Source organism: Pseudomonas sp. MM213, assembly GCF_020423045.1.
Classification (GTDB): domain Bacteria; phylum Pseudomonadota; class Gammaproteobacteria; order Pseudomonadales; family Pseudomonadaceae; genus Aquipseudomonas; species Aquipseudomonas migulae.
Genome location: NZ_CP081943.1, coordinates 2346269 through 2361084 on the forward strand (window position 1 = coordinate 2346269; position 14816 = coordinate 2361084).

The 14816-nt window shown below is 58.6% G+C and carries 16 protein-coding genes and 2 pseudogenes; 15 read left to right on the top strand and 3 right to left on the bottom strand.

Annotated elements, in window-relative coordinates; translation table 11 throughout:
* Positions 1 to 81 precede the first annotated feature (81 nt).
* Entirely contained in the window at positions 82 to 1080 is a 999-nt protein-coding gene (locus tag K5R88_RS10630) for an alpha/beta hydrolase (RefSeq protein ID WP_223449346.1), read from the top strand.
* A gap of 110 nt (positions 1081 to 1190) precedes the next feature.
* The gene (locus tag K5R88_RS10635) at positions 1191 to 1982 is read left to right on the top strand and encodes a hypothetical protein (RefSeq protein WP_008042791.1); all 792 of its coding nucleotides are present in this window, start codon (positions 1191 to 1193) and stop codon (positions 1980 to 1982) included.
* Positions 1983 to 2084: 102 nt separating this feature from the next.
* Here the strand turns inward: K5R88_RS10635 and prmB are convergent, their stop codons facing one another.
* Complete coding sequence (gene prmB / locus K5R88_RS10640) at positions 2085 to 2993, bottom strand: 50S ribosomal protein L3 N(5)-glutamine methyltransferase (RefSeq protein WP_192227315.1); 909 nt, start codon at positions 2991 to 2993, stop codon at positions 2085 to 2087.
* A 238-nt stretch (positions 2994 to 3231) separates the two neighbouring features.
* On the opposite strand from prmB, the gene K5R88_RS10645 reads away from it, so the two are divergent.
* The 8 genes and pseudogenes from K5R88_RS10645 (at position 3232) to K5R88_RS10680 (ending at position 8150) form a co-directional block, all read left to right on the top strand.
* On the top strand, positions 3232 to 3822 hold the full coding sequence (locus K5R88_RS10645; protein WP_008031485.1) for a cysteine hydrolase family protein: 591 nt from the start codon (positions 3232 to 3234) through the stop codon (positions 3820 to 3822).
* A 131-nt stretch (positions 3823 to 3953) separates the two neighbouring features.
* The gene (locus tag K5R88_RS10650; protein WP_008031483.1) at positions 3954 to 4274 is read left to right on the top strand and encodes a hypothetical protein; all 321 of its coding nucleotides are present in this window, start codon (positions 3954 to 3956) and stop codon (positions 4272 to 4274) included.
* An 86-nt stretch (positions 4275 to 4360) separates the two neighbouring features.
* Positions 4361 to 4918, top strand: a complete 558-nt coding sequence (locus K5R88_RS10655) for a Smr/MutS family protein (protein ID WP_008031481.1) — start codon at positions 4361 to 4363, stop codon at positions 4916 to 4918.
* Positions 4919 to 5035: 117 nt separating this feature from the next.
* Positions 5036 to 5748: pseudogene (locus K5R88_RS10660) on the top strand (XRE family transcriptional regulator).
* A 314-nt stretch (positions 5749 to 6062) separates the two neighbouring features.
* Complete coding sequence (locus K5R88_RS10665; RefSeq protein WP_008042798.1) at positions 6063 to 6737, top strand: polysaccharide lyase family 7 protein; 675 nt, start codon at positions 6063 to 6065, stop codon at positions 6735 to 6737.
* Between the two features lie 140 nt (positions 6738 to 6877).
* A pseudogene (locus tag K5R88_RS30910) lies at positions 6878 to 7109 on the top strand (site-specific integrase); the annotation flags it as partial.
* A gap of 22 nt (positions 7110 to 7131) precedes the next feature.
* Positions 7132 to 7677, top strand: coding sequence for a GTP cyclohydrolase I FolE (gene folE / locus K5R88_RS10675; RefSeq protein WP_032832746.1), 546 nt, complete (start codon positions 7132 to 7134; stop codon positions 7675 to 7677).
* A 101-nt stretch (positions 7678 to 7778) separates the two neighbouring features.
* Entirely contained in the window at positions 7779 to 8150 is a 372-nt protein-coding gene (locus K5R88_RS10680) for a glutathione S-transferase N-terminal domain-containing protein (RefSeq protein ID WP_008042800.1), read from the top strand.
* A 162-nt stretch (positions 8151 to 8312) separates the two neighbouring features.
* On the opposite strand, the gene K5R88_RS10685 is transcribed toward K5R88_RS10680, so the two are convergent.
* Positions 8313 to 9479, bottom strand: coding sequence for an aminotransferase-like domain-containing protein (locus tag K5R88_RS10685; RefSeq protein WP_223436110.1), 1167 nt, complete (start codon positions 9477 to 9479; stop codon positions 8313 to 8315).
* Positions 9480 to 9563: 84 nt separating this feature from the next.
* On the opposite strand from K5R88_RS10685, the gene K5R88_RS10690 reads away from it, so the two are divergent.
* The 3 genes from K5R88_RS10690 (at position 9564) to K5R88_RS10700 (ending at position 12345) form a co-directional block, all read left to right on the top strand.
* Complete coding sequence (locus tag K5R88_RS10690; protein ID WP_008031465.1) at positions 9564 to 10007, top strand: MarR family winged helix-turn-helix transcriptional regulator; 444 nt, start codon at positions 9564 to 9566, stop codon at positions 10005 to 10007.
* Between the two features lie 293 nt (positions 10008 to 10300).
* Entirely contained in the window at positions 10301 to 11650 is a 1350-nt protein-coding gene (locus K5R88_RS10695) for an NCS2 family permease (RefSeq protein WP_008031464.1), read from the top strand.
* A gap of 68 nt (positions 11651 to 11718) precedes the next feature.
* Positions 11719 to 12345: a LysE family translocator gene (locus K5R88_RS10700; RefSeq protein ID WP_008031463.1), complete on the top strand. Its 627-nt coding sequence runs from the start codon at positions 11719 to 11721 to the stop codon at positions 12343 to 12345.
* Between the two features lie 206 nt (positions 12346 to 12551).
* On the opposite strand, the gene uraH is transcribed toward K5R88_RS10700, so the two are convergent.
* On the bottom strand, positions 12552 to 12905 hold the full coding sequence (gene uraH, locus K5R88_RS10705) for a hydroxyisourate hydrolase (RefSeq protein WP_008031462.1): 354 nt from the start codon (positions 12903 to 12905) through the stop codon (positions 12552 to 12554).
* A 419-nt stretch (positions 12906 to 13324) separates the two neighbouring features.
* On the opposite strand from uraH, the gene puuE reads away from it, so the two are divergent.
* The gene (gene puuE / locus K5R88_RS10710; protein ID WP_008031461.1) at positions 13325 to 14251 is read left to right on the top strand and encodes an allantoinase PuuE; all 927 of its coding nucleotides are present in this window, start codon (positions 13325 to 13327) and stop codon (positions 14249 to 14251) included.
* Entirely contained in the window at positions 14248 to 14763 is a 516-nt protein-coding gene (gene uraD, locus K5R88_RS10715; protein WP_008042802.1) for a 2-oxo-4-hydroxy-4-carboxy-5-ureidoimidazoline decarboxylase, read from the top strand. The genes puuE and uraD overlap by 4 nt, the downstream gene beginning before the upstream one ends.
* The last annotated feature ends 53 nt before the right edge of the window (positions 14764 to 14816 follow it).

Consider the following 14816-nt stretch of genomic DNA (forward strand, 5'->3'; position numbering starts at 1 on the left):
AGGACGCTCCGTGAAATGAACCTGAATACGTAATGCGCGCCAGTATACGCAGGCTACCCAACTAGTTCATCCTCGAACCTTATGGGTGCCTGCGAGTCCAACCGGCATCTTGTTCATGATGGCGTGATGATGCTGCGAGTTTTAGCCTTGAGCCTTACCTTGTTTACCGGCTTTGTACAGGCCACCGTCCTGCAACGGCCGATCACATTGGATACCGGCACCGGGGAGCTTTTCGGCTCGTTGTTGCTGCCAAAATCCGACAAACCCGTACCGGTTGTCCTGATCATTTCCGGCTCCGGTCCTACAGACCGTGACGGCAATAACCCCGACGGCGGACGCAACGACAGCCTCAAGCGCCTCGCCTGGGTACTGGCCAAACACAACATCGCCAGCGTGCGTTACGACAAACGCGGCGTGGCGGCGAGCCTCGCGGCGACCCCGGACGAACGCAATCTGTCGGTGGAAGCCTATGTGGCCGACGCCGAGGCCTGGGGCCACAAGCTCAAAAGCGATCCGCGCTTTGGCCAGTTGATTCTGCTGGGCCACAGCGAAGGCGCATTGATCGCCAGCCTCGCGGCGCCGAGCGTCGATGCCGCCGGGGTGATTTCCCTGTCCGGCAGCGCCCGGCCGATCGATCAGGTGCTGCGTCAGCAACTGAGCAATCGCTTGCCTCCTCCGCTGATGCTGCGCAGCAATGAACTGCTCGACAGCCTCAAGGCCGGTCGCACCGATGACAACGTACCGCCGCAACTTCAGGTGATATTCCGCCCGAGCGTACAGCCGTACCTGATCTCACTGTTCCGCCAGGACCCCGCCGCCGCATTCGCCAAATTGAAAATGCCGGCGCTGATCATTCAAGGCAGCAACGACATCCAGGTCGGTGTCGGCGACGCCAGGTTGTTGCAGGCCGCCAAACCGGACGCCGAACTGGCGTTGATCGAGGGCATGAACCACGTCATGCGCATCGTGCCCAACGACGTCAAACGGCAATTGGCCTCCTACAAAGATCCGCAATTGCCGCTGGCAGCCGAACTGGGCACACGGATCCTCGGGTTTATTGACGGACTTCGCTCCAGTTGAGCGCTTTTTTAAGCGCTTTTTCCCTCCAGTCCTGAAAAAAACGGCCGATAAGCCTTTGTCGCCAGCGTTATGACTGGCGACAAGCTGAGCTTGGACAGGATCTCGCCGTTATGACTGATACCCCGACTTCACCCGACACCACCGCTGAAAAAGACGCACCGCCAGCGGTCGAGCTGCCGTGGGCGGACGTCCACGTCGAGCACCACAAGATGCTCCGCCTGGCACCGTTGCAGACCGACCGCAACACCGGCGGGCGGCCACTGCGCTTTGTCGAATTCGGTTATGCCGAACGCAACGACAAGAAACACAGTCTGTTGCGCATGACCATTTCCCTGCCCGGCCAGCGCGTGCGCAAGGAACAGAACCACCTCGACGTGTGGGTCGACCACACCACAAAACGTGTGCATTTCGGACCGGAAAGCGGTTTGCAGATCGAACCGATGAACCGTGGCATCGGCCGCTACATGGCAGCCCAGGGCATTACCTGGGCGAAAAAGCGCTGGCCCGGCTACACCGTCGACGGCACCGACCTGAACAACAAGGACGCGCTGAACGAAGACACGCGCCTGCGCCGTGATCGCTTTTTGAAAGCGCATGGTTTTGAGGTGGTGTATGCCGACGCCCAGCATTTGAAGGGCAGCGTCAAAGAGGTGCAGGTCGGCGACCTGTTGGCCGACTGGAACACCGAGAAGTTGCAGCAGGTGGAAATTCTCGAAGCGGCGCAGATGCTGCAGCAGGCCGAGCAGAACCTGGCCGAGCAGGAAGTGAAGCTGAAGAAACACGAAGAAAAGGTCAGCAAATACAAACGCGAAGACGCGGGGCTGCGGTTCACCATTACGTGCCTGGTGGCGTTTGCGGTGTTTCAGGCGGGGTTGTTGATCTGGATTGCCACACACCGTTGAAGGCTTGAGACCGCGGCGCGGCCTTCGCGGGCAAGCCTCGCTCCTACAAGGGATCACCAATAACCTGTAGGAGCGAGGCTTGCCCGCGAAGGCGTCCTCAGGTCAGACGCGGGACGCGAACAACGCCTGATGCTCCCGGCACTGCTGCGCCGTCAACATGAACACGCCATGCCCGCCGCGCTCGAAATCGAGCCAGGCAAAGTCGACTTCCGGGTACAACGCGTCAACGTGAACCTGGCTGTTGCCCACTTCGACAATCAGCAAACCCTTCTCGGTCAGATGATCCGCCGCTTCGGCGAGCATCCGTCGTACCAGGTTCAAGCCATCGTCGCCACAGGCCAGTCCCAGCTCGGGTTCATGCTGATACTCCTGCGGCATGTCGGCGAAATCTTCCGCATCGACGTAAGGCGGGTTCGACACGATCAGGTCGAAACGCTGACCCGGCAAGCCATCGAAACCATCGCCCTGCACGGTGTAGACCCGCTCATCGACACCATGGCGCTCGATGTTCTGATTGGCCACTTCCAGCGCTTCAAACGACAGATCCGCCAGCACGACTTCGGCGTTCTGGAATTCATAGGCGCAGGCGATACCGATGCAACCGGAGCCAGTGCACAGGTCAAGAATCCGCGCAGGCGCGGCGCCCAGCCACGGTGCGAAACCCTTTTCAATCAGCTCACCGATCGGCGAACGCGGAATCAATACACGCTCATCGACGATGAACGACATGCCGCAGAACCACGCCTCACCCAACAGGTAAGCGGTGGGAATGCGTTCTTCGATGCGCCGCTTGAGCAAACGCTGCAGCTTGACCAGCTCATCGTCTTCCAGATTGCAGTCGAGGTAGCTGTCAGCAATTTCCCACGGCAAGTGCAAGGCACCCAACACCAGTTGACGGGCTTCGTCCCAGGCGTTGTCGGTCCCATGGCCGAAAAACAGATCCTCCCCATGGAAGCGGCTGACGGCCCAACGGATATGGTCACGCAGGGTACGAAGTCGGGAAGTGATCACGGGGTAAACTCCAGAAAAAACGACTGGCGATTCTAACAGCCAAAACGCGTTACGACGACGCAGGAAAAACACCGGCTCAGATGTAGGACATATCCATTTTTATCGCTGGCTATTGAACAAAACGAGGATATTGACAAGGCTGCAGGCCAGTAACGACGGCGCCTACGATGGTAGCGATTCACAGAAGCGCTCAGCCAGAGGACAATGTCGCAAAAGCCCCACTCCAAGGAGCCCCAGAATGTCCGTTCCAAAAACGATGTTTCAACTCAGCGGTCGCGGTTATGCCGCCGCCAATCTGAGCCATGCGACCCTTGTCATCATCGATGCCCAGAAAGAATACCTCAGCGGCCCCCTGGCCCTGGTCGGCATGGATGCTGCCGTCGCGAACATCAAGCAGCTGGTGAGCGCTGCCCGCGCAGCCGGCCGTCCTATCGTGCATGTGCGCCACCTCGGCACCGTCGGCGGGCTGTTCGATCCGCAAGGCGAGCGCGGTGAATTCATCCCGGGCCTCGAACCACAGAGCGACGAAACCATCATCGGCAAGTTGCTGCCGAGTGCGTTTCACGGCACCGAACTGCTGGACCGCCTGCAAAATCTCGGCTCCCTGGACCTGATCGTGTGCGGTTTCATGAGTCATTCCAGCGTCAGCACCACCGTGCGCGCCGCGAAAAACCTGGGCTTTCGCTGCACCCTCGTTGAAGACGCCTGTGCAACGCGCGATTTGCCCTACAAGGGTGGCGTGTTGAGCGCTGACCACGTTCAACAGACCGAAATGGCGATCATGGCGGACAACTTCGCCACCCTCGCCCTGACCCACGATCTGATCTGATCGACGCTTGATGAGCGGTTCATGCCGCCGCTCATCCGCAAAAGCCTCTCGTTCGCTGTAAATGTCATAGCCTCAGGAACATCCCGGTCAACTCCCGGTCGAAGGGCCGATACCCATTGAGGAAGGTCGGAATGAAGTTATCCGATGGTTTTGACGCACGCCGCTTGCGGCCCAAAGGCCAAAGCAACTGGCGTTTTCGATTCGGCGCAGCCTTTGCTGCCTTGCTGGCAACGTGCGGTGTGTTGCTGGCGATGGCCGGCGCCGCCAGCCTGCTGGGCCACCCGCCGGCACTCGGCGAGTTGAATGCCAGCCCGCTGGGCTCGGCAATCATTCTGGCGGTCGGTCTGTTCCTGCTCTACCTGGGCGTTTGGCTGTGGCGGCGTTGCCGTCGCCGCGCGCGCCAGTCGCAAGAGCTGAACATGTCCCCGCATCTGATGAAAAAACACGACTGAATTGACGGCCTGACGTTTACCGGGCCCCAATTGTTATCGGTCGTGTCTCGACTTGGGTAAACTGGCCGCCCTTCGCGGAGGCTGATATGCAAGACAACGATTTTTCCCTGTTCAAAAGCGCGATCCAAGGCGTCAAGCCGATCAAGCACGATCGCGCCGAAACCGGCAAACCCAAAGCTGACCGCGCGCAGATCGCCAAGCTGCGTCAAGCCGCCACCGTGCGCACCGATGCCACCACCGTTGACGGCCTGTCCGATCAGTTCGTGATCGACGTCGGCCCGGAAGACGAGCTGATGTGGGCGCGTGACGGCGTACAGGAAAGCCAGATGCGCAAGCTCAAGATCGGGCAAATCCCCTTCGAAGGCAGCCTCGACCTGCACGGCATGAGTGTGGAAAAGGCCCGGGAAACCCTCTGGGCATTCCTGGCGGAAGCGACCAAATTCGAAATCCGCTGCGTGCGCGTCACCCACGGCAAAGCCGTGCGCCTGGACGGCAAGCGGCCGATGATCAAAAGCCACGTCAACACCTGGCTGCGCCAGCATTCACAGGTACTTGGCTTCACCTCGTGCCAGGCGAAACATGGTGGTGCCGGAGCAGTTTATGTGATGCTCAAACGCACCATGATGGAAGGTCGCGACGAGTAAAGTCGTTGCGCCACGCTTGCAGCGTCGTATCCGCCACATCGATCTGGCTACTGGCTGACCACTCAGTGCAGGTATACCGACTTGCAATGATATGGGAGCTCCCGTAATACTTCGCAGATGGAATTTAAAGAAAGACTCAAAACAGCCCGCCAACACGCCAAGCTCAATCAGACCGAGCTTGCCGAGCGCGCGGGGCTGACTCAAACCTCAATCTCCGACCTCGAGCGCGGGAAATCGAAAGCGACAGCCTTTGTTGCCCAGATCGCTTCAGTGTGTGGCGTTTCACCGATGTGGCTGGCTGAAGGTGTCGGTGACATGCTTAAAGGGGTCTCCCCCCTCCAGGCATTTCAATGTCAGACATCCAGCCTTGGGACGACAGCACACCCCTGGATGACGATGAGGTTTATGTCCCCTTCCTGCGTGAAGTTGAGCTGGCGGCGGGTTCAGGCCGATTCGTGATCGCAGAAAACGACAGCGCCAGGCTGCGTTTCTTCAAGAAAGACCTGCGTCACAATAACGTGCAGTTCAACAACGCCAGGTGCGTGTCGGTGAGTGGGAACAGCATGTTCCCGGTACTGCGCGACGGCGCCACCGTCGGCATGAACATTGGCAAGAATTCGCTGGGCGACATCGTCGACGGCGACATGTACGCGATCAACCACAACGGCCAGCTCCGTGTGAAACAAGTCTACCGACTGCCCAGCGGGATCCGTCTACGCAGCTTCAACCGTGACGAGCATCCGGACGAGGACTACACCTTCGCCGAGATCCAGGAGCAGCAGATTGCGATCCTGGGTCATGTCTTTTGGTGGGCAATGTATTCGCGGTGAACCGAGTTGCGGTGATTCGTGAACGTCCAGTGCCATGACGTGCAATACAGCAAATCGACGCACATCCAAGAGGAGCCCGCCAAGCGCGGGCTTTTTTTTGCACCTGAAATACAGGCGCAGAATAAAATATGGGAATACCCGTTTACACAAAATATGGGAACGCCTATATTCGTATTCAAGCCAACGGGAAATCGATCGGAAGCTGCCAACTATCACTTCTGCCCATTCATTGAGTGGGCAGTGGGATGTAGGCCTGCATCAAACGCAAGGCTCACCAGAGCAAAAAGCGACATCAATGGACTGAGGTAAAAACCATGACTGTAGACATCAGCAACTTCACCATCGCTACCCCGCTTCCAATCTCCGACACCAACCCGATTGCGCTTGAGCTCATCGGCTGGCGCGCACTGCTCGAATGCCCCGACGTCATCTCAATGCTTGAAGATGGTTCGCTGCAGATGACGGCGCCGACGCTTGGAGCGTCCAGCAAGAGCACGCTACGAACTCGCTGTGAGTGGAAGGAGCCAGGTTACTGGCTGTTCTCCAGCGCAGCGGACCACTGGAACCGCCAGGAAATGCGACTGACCAAAGTCAACTCGCTGCAGAAAGTCGTGATTGGCCAAATTCATGTGAAGGGTTCAGAACGACCTCCAGTGAAGGTGTTCTGGAACAAAGGAAAAATCACCATGGGGTTCCGGTCAAGCTACCTCCAGGACGACCCGGTCAACTCGACGGTGTTGGAGAATGTACCGCTCGGTGCACTTTTCAAAATCAACATTCACGCAAACTCGAGCGGCGCCGTTTCTGTATCGGCCAGCTGTAACGGCGTCAAATCCACTTCCGCGATCATGCGCCTCGACAACACTTGGGACACGAAAACGCTTGCCTTTCACGGCGGCGTGTACAACCAGATCGATTACTCCGACACCACCGACCCGCTAGACGGTTCCGTCTGCATCATCAGCGATCTGTCGATCACTCACGCCTGATAGACCTGCCCGGCCTGATGAGCAAAACAGGTTTCAGGGGAACATCACTGCTGCAGCCTGGCGACAGGCTGTAGCGGGATGCGGATAAAATCCGGCAGGCCTGCGCGACCGACAAACACTTGCAGGCCGCAACGACCGATTTTGGGCTTCGCGCCCGCTGGCAATACAACTGCCGTCACACATACGCTACCATGTGCCTCATGTCGGGGATGAACCCTGCGTTTTATTGCCACTCGGCTCGGTCGTAGCGTTCAGATGTTGCTATCGACCACGCCCGACGAATCAACTCCGGCATCGACCAGAGTGAACGGGCCGTTTGAAACGAGCTCGATTGGTACAACATTGGTACAGACAGAAACAGTACCCCTCTGAAACCCTTATGGAATCAGCCCCTGTGACACTGGAACAGAATTACACCGCGATTCTCGGCCAATTGGGCGAGGACGTCTCCCGCGAGGGCCTGCTCGACACGCCAAAACGTGCCGCCAAAGCCATGCAGTACCTCTGCCGCGGTTATGAACAGACACTGGAAGAAGTCACCAACGGTGCCTTGTTCAGCTCCGACAACAGCGAAATGGTGCTGGTGAAAGACATCGAGCTCTACTCGTTGTGCGAACATCACCTGCTGCCGTTCATCGGCAAGGCGCATGTCGCCTACATCCCGAGCGGCAAAGTGCTGGGCCTGTCGAAAGTCGCGCGGATCGTCGATATGTACGCCCGCCGCCTGCAGATCCAGGAAAACCTCAGCCGCCAGATCGCCGATGCGGTCCAGCAAGTCACCGGCGCCCTGGGCGTTGCGGTGGTGATCGAGGCCAAGCACATGTGCATGATGATGCGCGGTGTGGAGAAGCAGAATTCGACGATGATCACCTCGGTGATGCTCGGTGAGTTCCGCGAAAACGCGGCGACCCGCAGCGAGTTTCTCAGCCTGATCAAGTAATTCGCAGCAACGAGGAAAACCGGCATTCATCGCCGGTTTTTTTTCGTCTGCGAAAAATCAGGTAAGCTGCGCGCCTTCTTTCGCCCCGTGAGGCTTGTACCGTGTTCGTTAAAGCGCTTCGTGTCGGCCTCGGCCAACTGATCATTTTCATCGACTTCATCACCCGTCCCGGCAAAAAGCAGCGCCCTGCCGCCGCCCAGGCTCAGGTTGAAGCGGCTGCCAAGGACCTGACGCTGTATCAGTTCCACGCCTGCCCGTTTTGCGTGAAAACCCGCCGCACCCTGCGCCGCCTGAATGTGCCGGTGGCGTTGCGTGATGCGAAGAACAACGAGCAGGATCGTCAGGTTCTGCTGGAGCAAGGCGGCAAGATCAAGGTCCCGTGCCTGCGCATTGAAGAGAATGGCCAGACCACCTGGATGTATGAGTCCAAGGTGATCATTGATTATCTGGACAAGCGATTCGCGGCGGCGTGAGGTTTGTGGTGTGGCTGACGGCCTCTTCGCGGGCAAGCCTCGCTCCTACAGGTTATGCATCTTCTGTAGGAGCGAGGCTTGCCCGCGAAGGCGTCGGATCAACCACCACAAATCTCAAACAAAAAAAAACCGGCCCATGAGCCGGTTTTTTTATCTCTGCGATCAGGCCGCTTCCGCAGCCTGCGCCTGTCGCACCACCGCCGCCAATCGCTTCAACCCTTCATCCAGCCGCGCCGGATCGATGTGGCTGAAGTTCAGCCGCAAATGCCCCGGGTGATTATCCGGCTCCGGAAAAAACGGCTCACCCGGCATGAACGCCACATCCGCCGCCAGTGCCGGCTTGAGCAACGTGCGTGTGTCCAGCGGTTGTTTCAGCGTCAACCAGAAAAACAGCCCGCCCTGCGGCACGTTCCACTCTGCCAAATCAGAAAAATGCGTTTCCAGCGCCGACTGAAACGCATCCCGGCGCACCCGGTAAAAATCCCGCAGCTCACTCAGGTGCTGCTGGAATTTCTCGGTGCCGATCCACTGCAGCGCTTGCCACTGGCCGACGCGGTTGGTGTGCAGATCGGCGGACTGCTTGAGTTTCAGCAAATGCGGAAACAGGTCCGGACTGGCAATCAGATAGCCGACCCGCAATCCCGGCAACAGGGTTTTCGACACGGTGCCGGTGTAGATCCAGCTGGTCTTTTTCAAGCGACTGACGATTGGCCTGGCACTGCCGCCATCAAACGTCAGTTCGCGATACGGCTCGTCTTCGATCAGGGTGACGCCAAACTCATCCAGCAACGCGGCGACCGCATCGCGCTTGGCCTCGCTGTAGCGCACCGCCGACGGGTTCTGGAATGTCGGGATCAGGTAGATGAACGCAGGCTGGTGTTTTTCCAGACGCGTGCGCAGCTCAAGCAGGTTCGGGCCGTCGGCCTCCAGCGGCACGGTGATGCAGTCGGCGCCAAACAGTTGAAAGATCTGCAACGCCGCCAGGTACGTCGGCGCTTCGAGCAGGATCTCGGTGCCTTTGTCGATGTAGAGCTTGGCCGCCAGATCGAGGGTTTGCTGCGAGCCGCTGACCACCAATACCTGACTCGCCTCGCACGGCACGCCCAGCGCTCGCGCCTCGGCCGCCAAGGCCTCGCGCAATTCCGGTTCGCCTTCGCTCATGCCGTATTGGCCGATGGACAGCGGCATGTCGGCCCATTCGACGGTCGGCAGCATGACTTCGGCCGGCAAGCCACCGGCGAACGACATCACTTGCGGGCGCTGGGCGGCGGCGAGGATTTCACGGATCAAAGAACTTTTAAGGCGCGAGACACGTTCGGAAAAAGCCATGGGGGGGTCACCGGTAGCGAGGCCTGAGGAAAATGAGTCAAACTGGTTGACCGAAATTACGACAACCCGAACGGATACGTCAACATGCTTGACCTTAAAAATCCCGCCTCCCAGCAACAGGCCATGGAAGCGTTTTTCTTCGGCTACCAGGCGTTCACCGCCAAGGCCGACGAAATGCTCGAGCGTCGCGGCTTGAGCCGGGTGCATCAACGCATCGTGTTTTTCATCGCCCGCTATCCGAACCTGAGCGTCAAGGAGTTGCTGGCATTGCTCGGCGTGAGCAAGCAGGCACTGAACATTCCACTGCGCCAGTTGGTGGAAATGCACTTGGTAGACAGCGTTGCGTCCGAGACCGACAAGCGTAAACGGCTGCTGGAACTGACCGTGGAAGGGGCGCGGTTTGAGCAATCGTTGCGGCGTGAGCAGGTGAAACTGCTGGAGCGGGTGTTTGCCGAGGCTGGAGAGACGGCGGTGAATGGGTGGTTGGCGGTGAATCTGGCGCTTGGGGAGAACCAGCAAAAAATCTGAATCCTGGAAACCGCCTTCGCGGGCAAGCCTCGCTCCTACAGGATATGCGCCGCTTTTGTAGGAGCGAGGCTTGCCCGCGAAGGCGTCCTTTCTGGCGATATATCCCTATTGCCAAACTTTTCGTCTACAAAATCAAAAACATTATTTGCATTATTTGTATACAAAAGCATAATCCACTGCGTGCGAGTTCCTGACCAAGCGGTCAACAAATTCGCGAATGCCTCAAAGGGCCGCTGCCACCCTCATGGGTCCGGCCCTGGAAATAACAATAAAACTCTTGAGGAGTACTCGCTGTGGAAAGCCGCAAATCCGAAGCCCCGTCGCTGGAACTCTCGCCGCCATTACGCAATGGCTGGCTGGAACGCATCTTCAAACTCAGCTTGCATGGCACCACGGTGAAGACCGAGTTGATTGCCGGTCTGACAACCTTCATCACCATGGCTTACATCATCTTCGTCAACCCCAACATCATGGCCGACGCCGGGATCGATCACGGCGCGGCATTCGTTGCAACGTGCATCGCGGCTGCGCTGGGTTGTCTGTTGATGGGCCTGTACGCCAACTGGCCGGTCGGCCTCGCGCCGGGCATGGGCCTCAACGCCTTCTTCACCTACACCGTGGTCGGCACCATGGGCTACAACTGGGAAACCGCACTCGGTGCAGTGTTCGTGTCCGGTGTGTTGTTCATGATCCTGACCTTCTCCAAGATCCGCGAATGGCTGCTCAACAGCATTCCGGTGAGCCTGCGCTTTGCGATGGGCGCCGGCGTAGGTCTGTTCCTCGGCCTGATCGGCTTGAAAACCGCCGGCATCGTCGTCGATAGCCCGGCGACGCTGATCAAGCTCGGCTCGCTGCGTGAGCCCGGCCCGCTGCTCGCCGCCATCTGCTTCCTGATGATCGCCGTGCTCAGCTACCACAAGGTGTTCGGTGCGATTCTCATCAGCATCATCACCGTAACGCTGGCCGGTTGGGGTCTGGGACTGGTGCATTACGAAGGGATCATGTCGGCACCGCCGAGCCTGGCACCGACCTGGATGGCCATGAACGTTGCCGGCGTATTCAACGTCAGCATGATCAGCGTAGTGCTGGCCTTCCTCTTCGTGCACATGTTCGACACCGCCGGCACTTTGATGGGCGTCGCCCAGCGCGCCAACCTGGTGAACGCGGACGGTCGCATCGAAAACCTTTCCCGCGCCATGAAAGCTGACAGCGCCTCCAGCGTATTCGGTGCCGTGGTGGGTGTTCCTCCGGTAACAAGCTACGTGGAAAGTGCCGCGGGTGTAGCCGCTGGTGGTCGGACTGGTCTTACCGCAGTGACCGTAGGTGTGCTATTTATTGCAGCCATGTTTTTCGCACCGCTGGCTGGCATGATCCCCGCTTATGCAACAGCCGGCGCGCTGATTTACGTGGCAATGCTGATGATGGGCGGCATGGCGCACATCGAATGGGACGAAGCGACCGACAGCATTCCGGCGATCGTCACCGCGATCATGATGCCGCTGACCTTCTCGGTCGCCGACGGTATTGCGCTGGGCTTCATCACCTATGTGGCGTTGAAAGCCGGCACCGGTAAATACAAGGAAATTTCCGTGAGCCTGTGGGTGCTCTGCGCGATCTTCATCGCCAAGTTCATCTTCTTGTAAACACAGGTACTCGCTTGAAAACAGCCTCACCCCGTCGGGTGAGGCTTTTGTGCAAATGGAGGAAAGTGATGAGTCTGGAAACCTGGCTGCTGTTCAGCGGCGCTGCGCTGGTGGTGATCCTGATCCCGGGGCCACTGTCGTTGCTGATGATCAGCAACAGTCTGAATTACGGTTTGCGTCGTTCTTACCCGGCATTTCTGGGTGGCGTGATTGCGTCGATCTGCTTGCTCAGCGCTTCCGCGTTGGGATTGGGGGCGTTGTTGCTGGCTTCGGAACAGCTGTTCAGCGCATTGAAAATCGTCGGTGCGCTGTACCTGTTCTACCTCGCCTGGCAGAGCTGGCAGCAATCGCGCCAGCCATCGGTCGGTGCCGAAGTGCCCCAGGCTGCGCCGGTGCCGCGTTTCCGTGCCCTGTTCGGGCGCGCATTTGTGCTGGGTGCGAGCAATCCGAAAGACATCCTGTTCTTTGCCGCATTCCTGCCGCAGTTCTTGAGCGCCGGGCAACCGTTCCTGCCGCAGTTGCTGGTGATGATTGCCACGTGGACCGTGTTGGATCTGCTGTGCAAATTGGCTTACGGGTTAGGTGCCCATGGTGCGGCGCGGTATCTGCGCAGTGGCAAAGGGCAGAGCTGGTTTAACCGGGTGAGTGCCGGACTGTTTAGCGGCGCCGGCGCAGCGTCGCTGTTGAGCCGTTAAGAGCTTCGCGGGCAAGCCTCGCTCCTACAAGGTTGTTCTCCATTCCATGAACGACACAAAACCTGTAGGAGCGAGGCTTGCCCGCGAAGGCGTCGGCACATTCACCACATTCCTCGGGACGAAAAAAAGCCCGCAGTGTGAGCGGGCGAAAGACCAAAGAAGCTATATGCGCAGTCGCTTCTCGGAGGCGACAGCTGCTTGGGGGATCAGCTGCCGCGGTACGTGGAATAGCTATAAGGCGAAATCAGCAGCGGCACATGGTAGTGATCCTGTTCCGCAGAGATGCCAAACCGCAGCACCACCACATCCAGGAACGCAGGCTCCGGCAGCTGAACGCCACGGGCGCGGTAGTAATCGCCCGCATGAAACTGCACCTGATAGACCCCGGTGCGGTAGTCATCGCCCTGCAGCAGCGGGGCATCGACACGGCCGTCGCTGTTGGTGATTGCGCTGGCGACCAATTCCAGCTGCGAGCCTTCAACGCGGTACAACTCGACCTTGATCGAGCTGCCCGGGCAACCGTGTGCAGCGTCCAAAACGTGTGTAGTCAAACGTCCCATTGATTCTGCGCGCCTGCCTGCTTGGAGCAGTCAGACCTCGCGCCTCCCGAAGTCAGTTGAAAAGGAGACCGCACCGATTCGGAGCACGAAAAGCTGCGGCGAGCGACTGATTAAGACACTTTTCATAAAAATTGTACACAATAAAAACGACATTTTTGCAGCCAGTACCGCCATTCAAGGATTCGCAGTCAATCTGACGCCAAACCATGCGAGCAGCGGACCTTCTATCCATTAGCTGACCAACTGGGCAGGTTTCTTGCAGTATCACCCCAAGATGACAGCAGATGAAAAATGCGAAAATTCAGGCTTACAAAGTGGATATAAAGTTGTATACAATCAACCCATCGCTGTGACGCCAGCCTGTCATCCCATCGCCAGGCCGCCACACAACCTGTCAACGAATAAGAAGGAAGACTGCAGTGAGCGCTGACTACCCACGCGACCTGATCGGTTACGGCAGTAACCCTCCTCACCCACACTGGCCGGGCAATGCGCGCATCGCCCTGTCTTTCGTGCTCAATTACGAAGAAGGCGGCGAGCGCAACATCCTGCACGGCGATAAAGAGTCCGAAGCCTTCCTTTCGGAAATGGTCTCGGCGCAGCCGCTGCAAGGCGCGCGCAACATGAGCATGGAATCCCTTTACGAGTATGGCAGCCGCGCCGGTGTCTGGCGGATTCTGAAACTGTTCAAGGAATTCGACATTCCGCTGACCATCTTCGCCGTGGCCATGGCCGCCCAGCGCCACCCGGACGTGATCCGCGCGATGGTCGATGCCGGTCACGAGATCTGCAGCCACGGCTATCGCTGGATCGACTACCAGTACATGGACGAAGCACAGGAACGCGAGCACATGCTCGAAGCGATCCGCGTCCTCACCGAAATCACCGGCGAACGCCCGTTGGGCTGGTACACCGGCCGCACCGGCCCGAACACCCGTCGGCTGGTGATGGAAGAAGGCGGCTTTCTCTACGACTGCGACACCTACGACGACGACCTGCCCTACTGGGAACCGAACAACCCGACCGGCAAGCCGCACCTGGTGATCCCGTACACCCTGGACACCAACGACATGCGCTTCACCCAGGTCCAGGGCTTCAACAAGGGCGACGACTTTTTTGAATACCTGAAAGACGCTTTCGATGTGCTGTACGCCGAAGGTGCCGAAGCGCCGAAAATGCTCTCGATCGGTCTGCACTGCCGGCTGATCGGCCGTCCGGCGCGTCTCGCCTCGCTCAAGCGCTTTATCGAATACGCTAAAAGTCATGAACAGGTGTGGTTCAGCCGCCGCGTCGACATCGCTCGCCACTGGCACGAAACCCACCCGTACCAAGGGGCTGCCCAATGAGCACCTTTCAAACCCTGAAACCCTCGACCCTGAGCCGCGACGCGTTCGTCACCGCTTTCGCCGACATCTACGAACATTCGCCATGGGTGGCCGAGAAGGCCTTCGACCTGGGCCAGGACGCTTCGATCGACGAGATCGAAACCCTGCACCAGCGCATGAGCGACATCCTGTTGAGCGCTGATCACGAAAGCCAGTTGGCCCTGATCAACGCTCACCCGGACCTGGCCGGCAAAGCCGCCGTCCAGGGCCAGTTGACCGAAGCCAGCACCAATGAACAGGCTGGCGCCGGTATTCACCAATGCACGGCCGAAGAGTTTTCTCGCTTCACCGAGCTGAACGACGCCTACAAAGCCAAGTTCAAGTTTCCCTTCATCATGGCGGTAAAAGGCAGCAACCGGCATCAGATCCTCGCGGCGTTCGAAACGCGCATTCACAACCCGGCAGAAACCGAGTTCAAGTGCGCGCTGGCGGAGATCAACAAGATCGCCCTGTTCCGATTACTGACCCTATAGCGAGCCTTGCCCGAGCGACATTGGACGCAAACATCGCCCAGGGCACTGCAAGC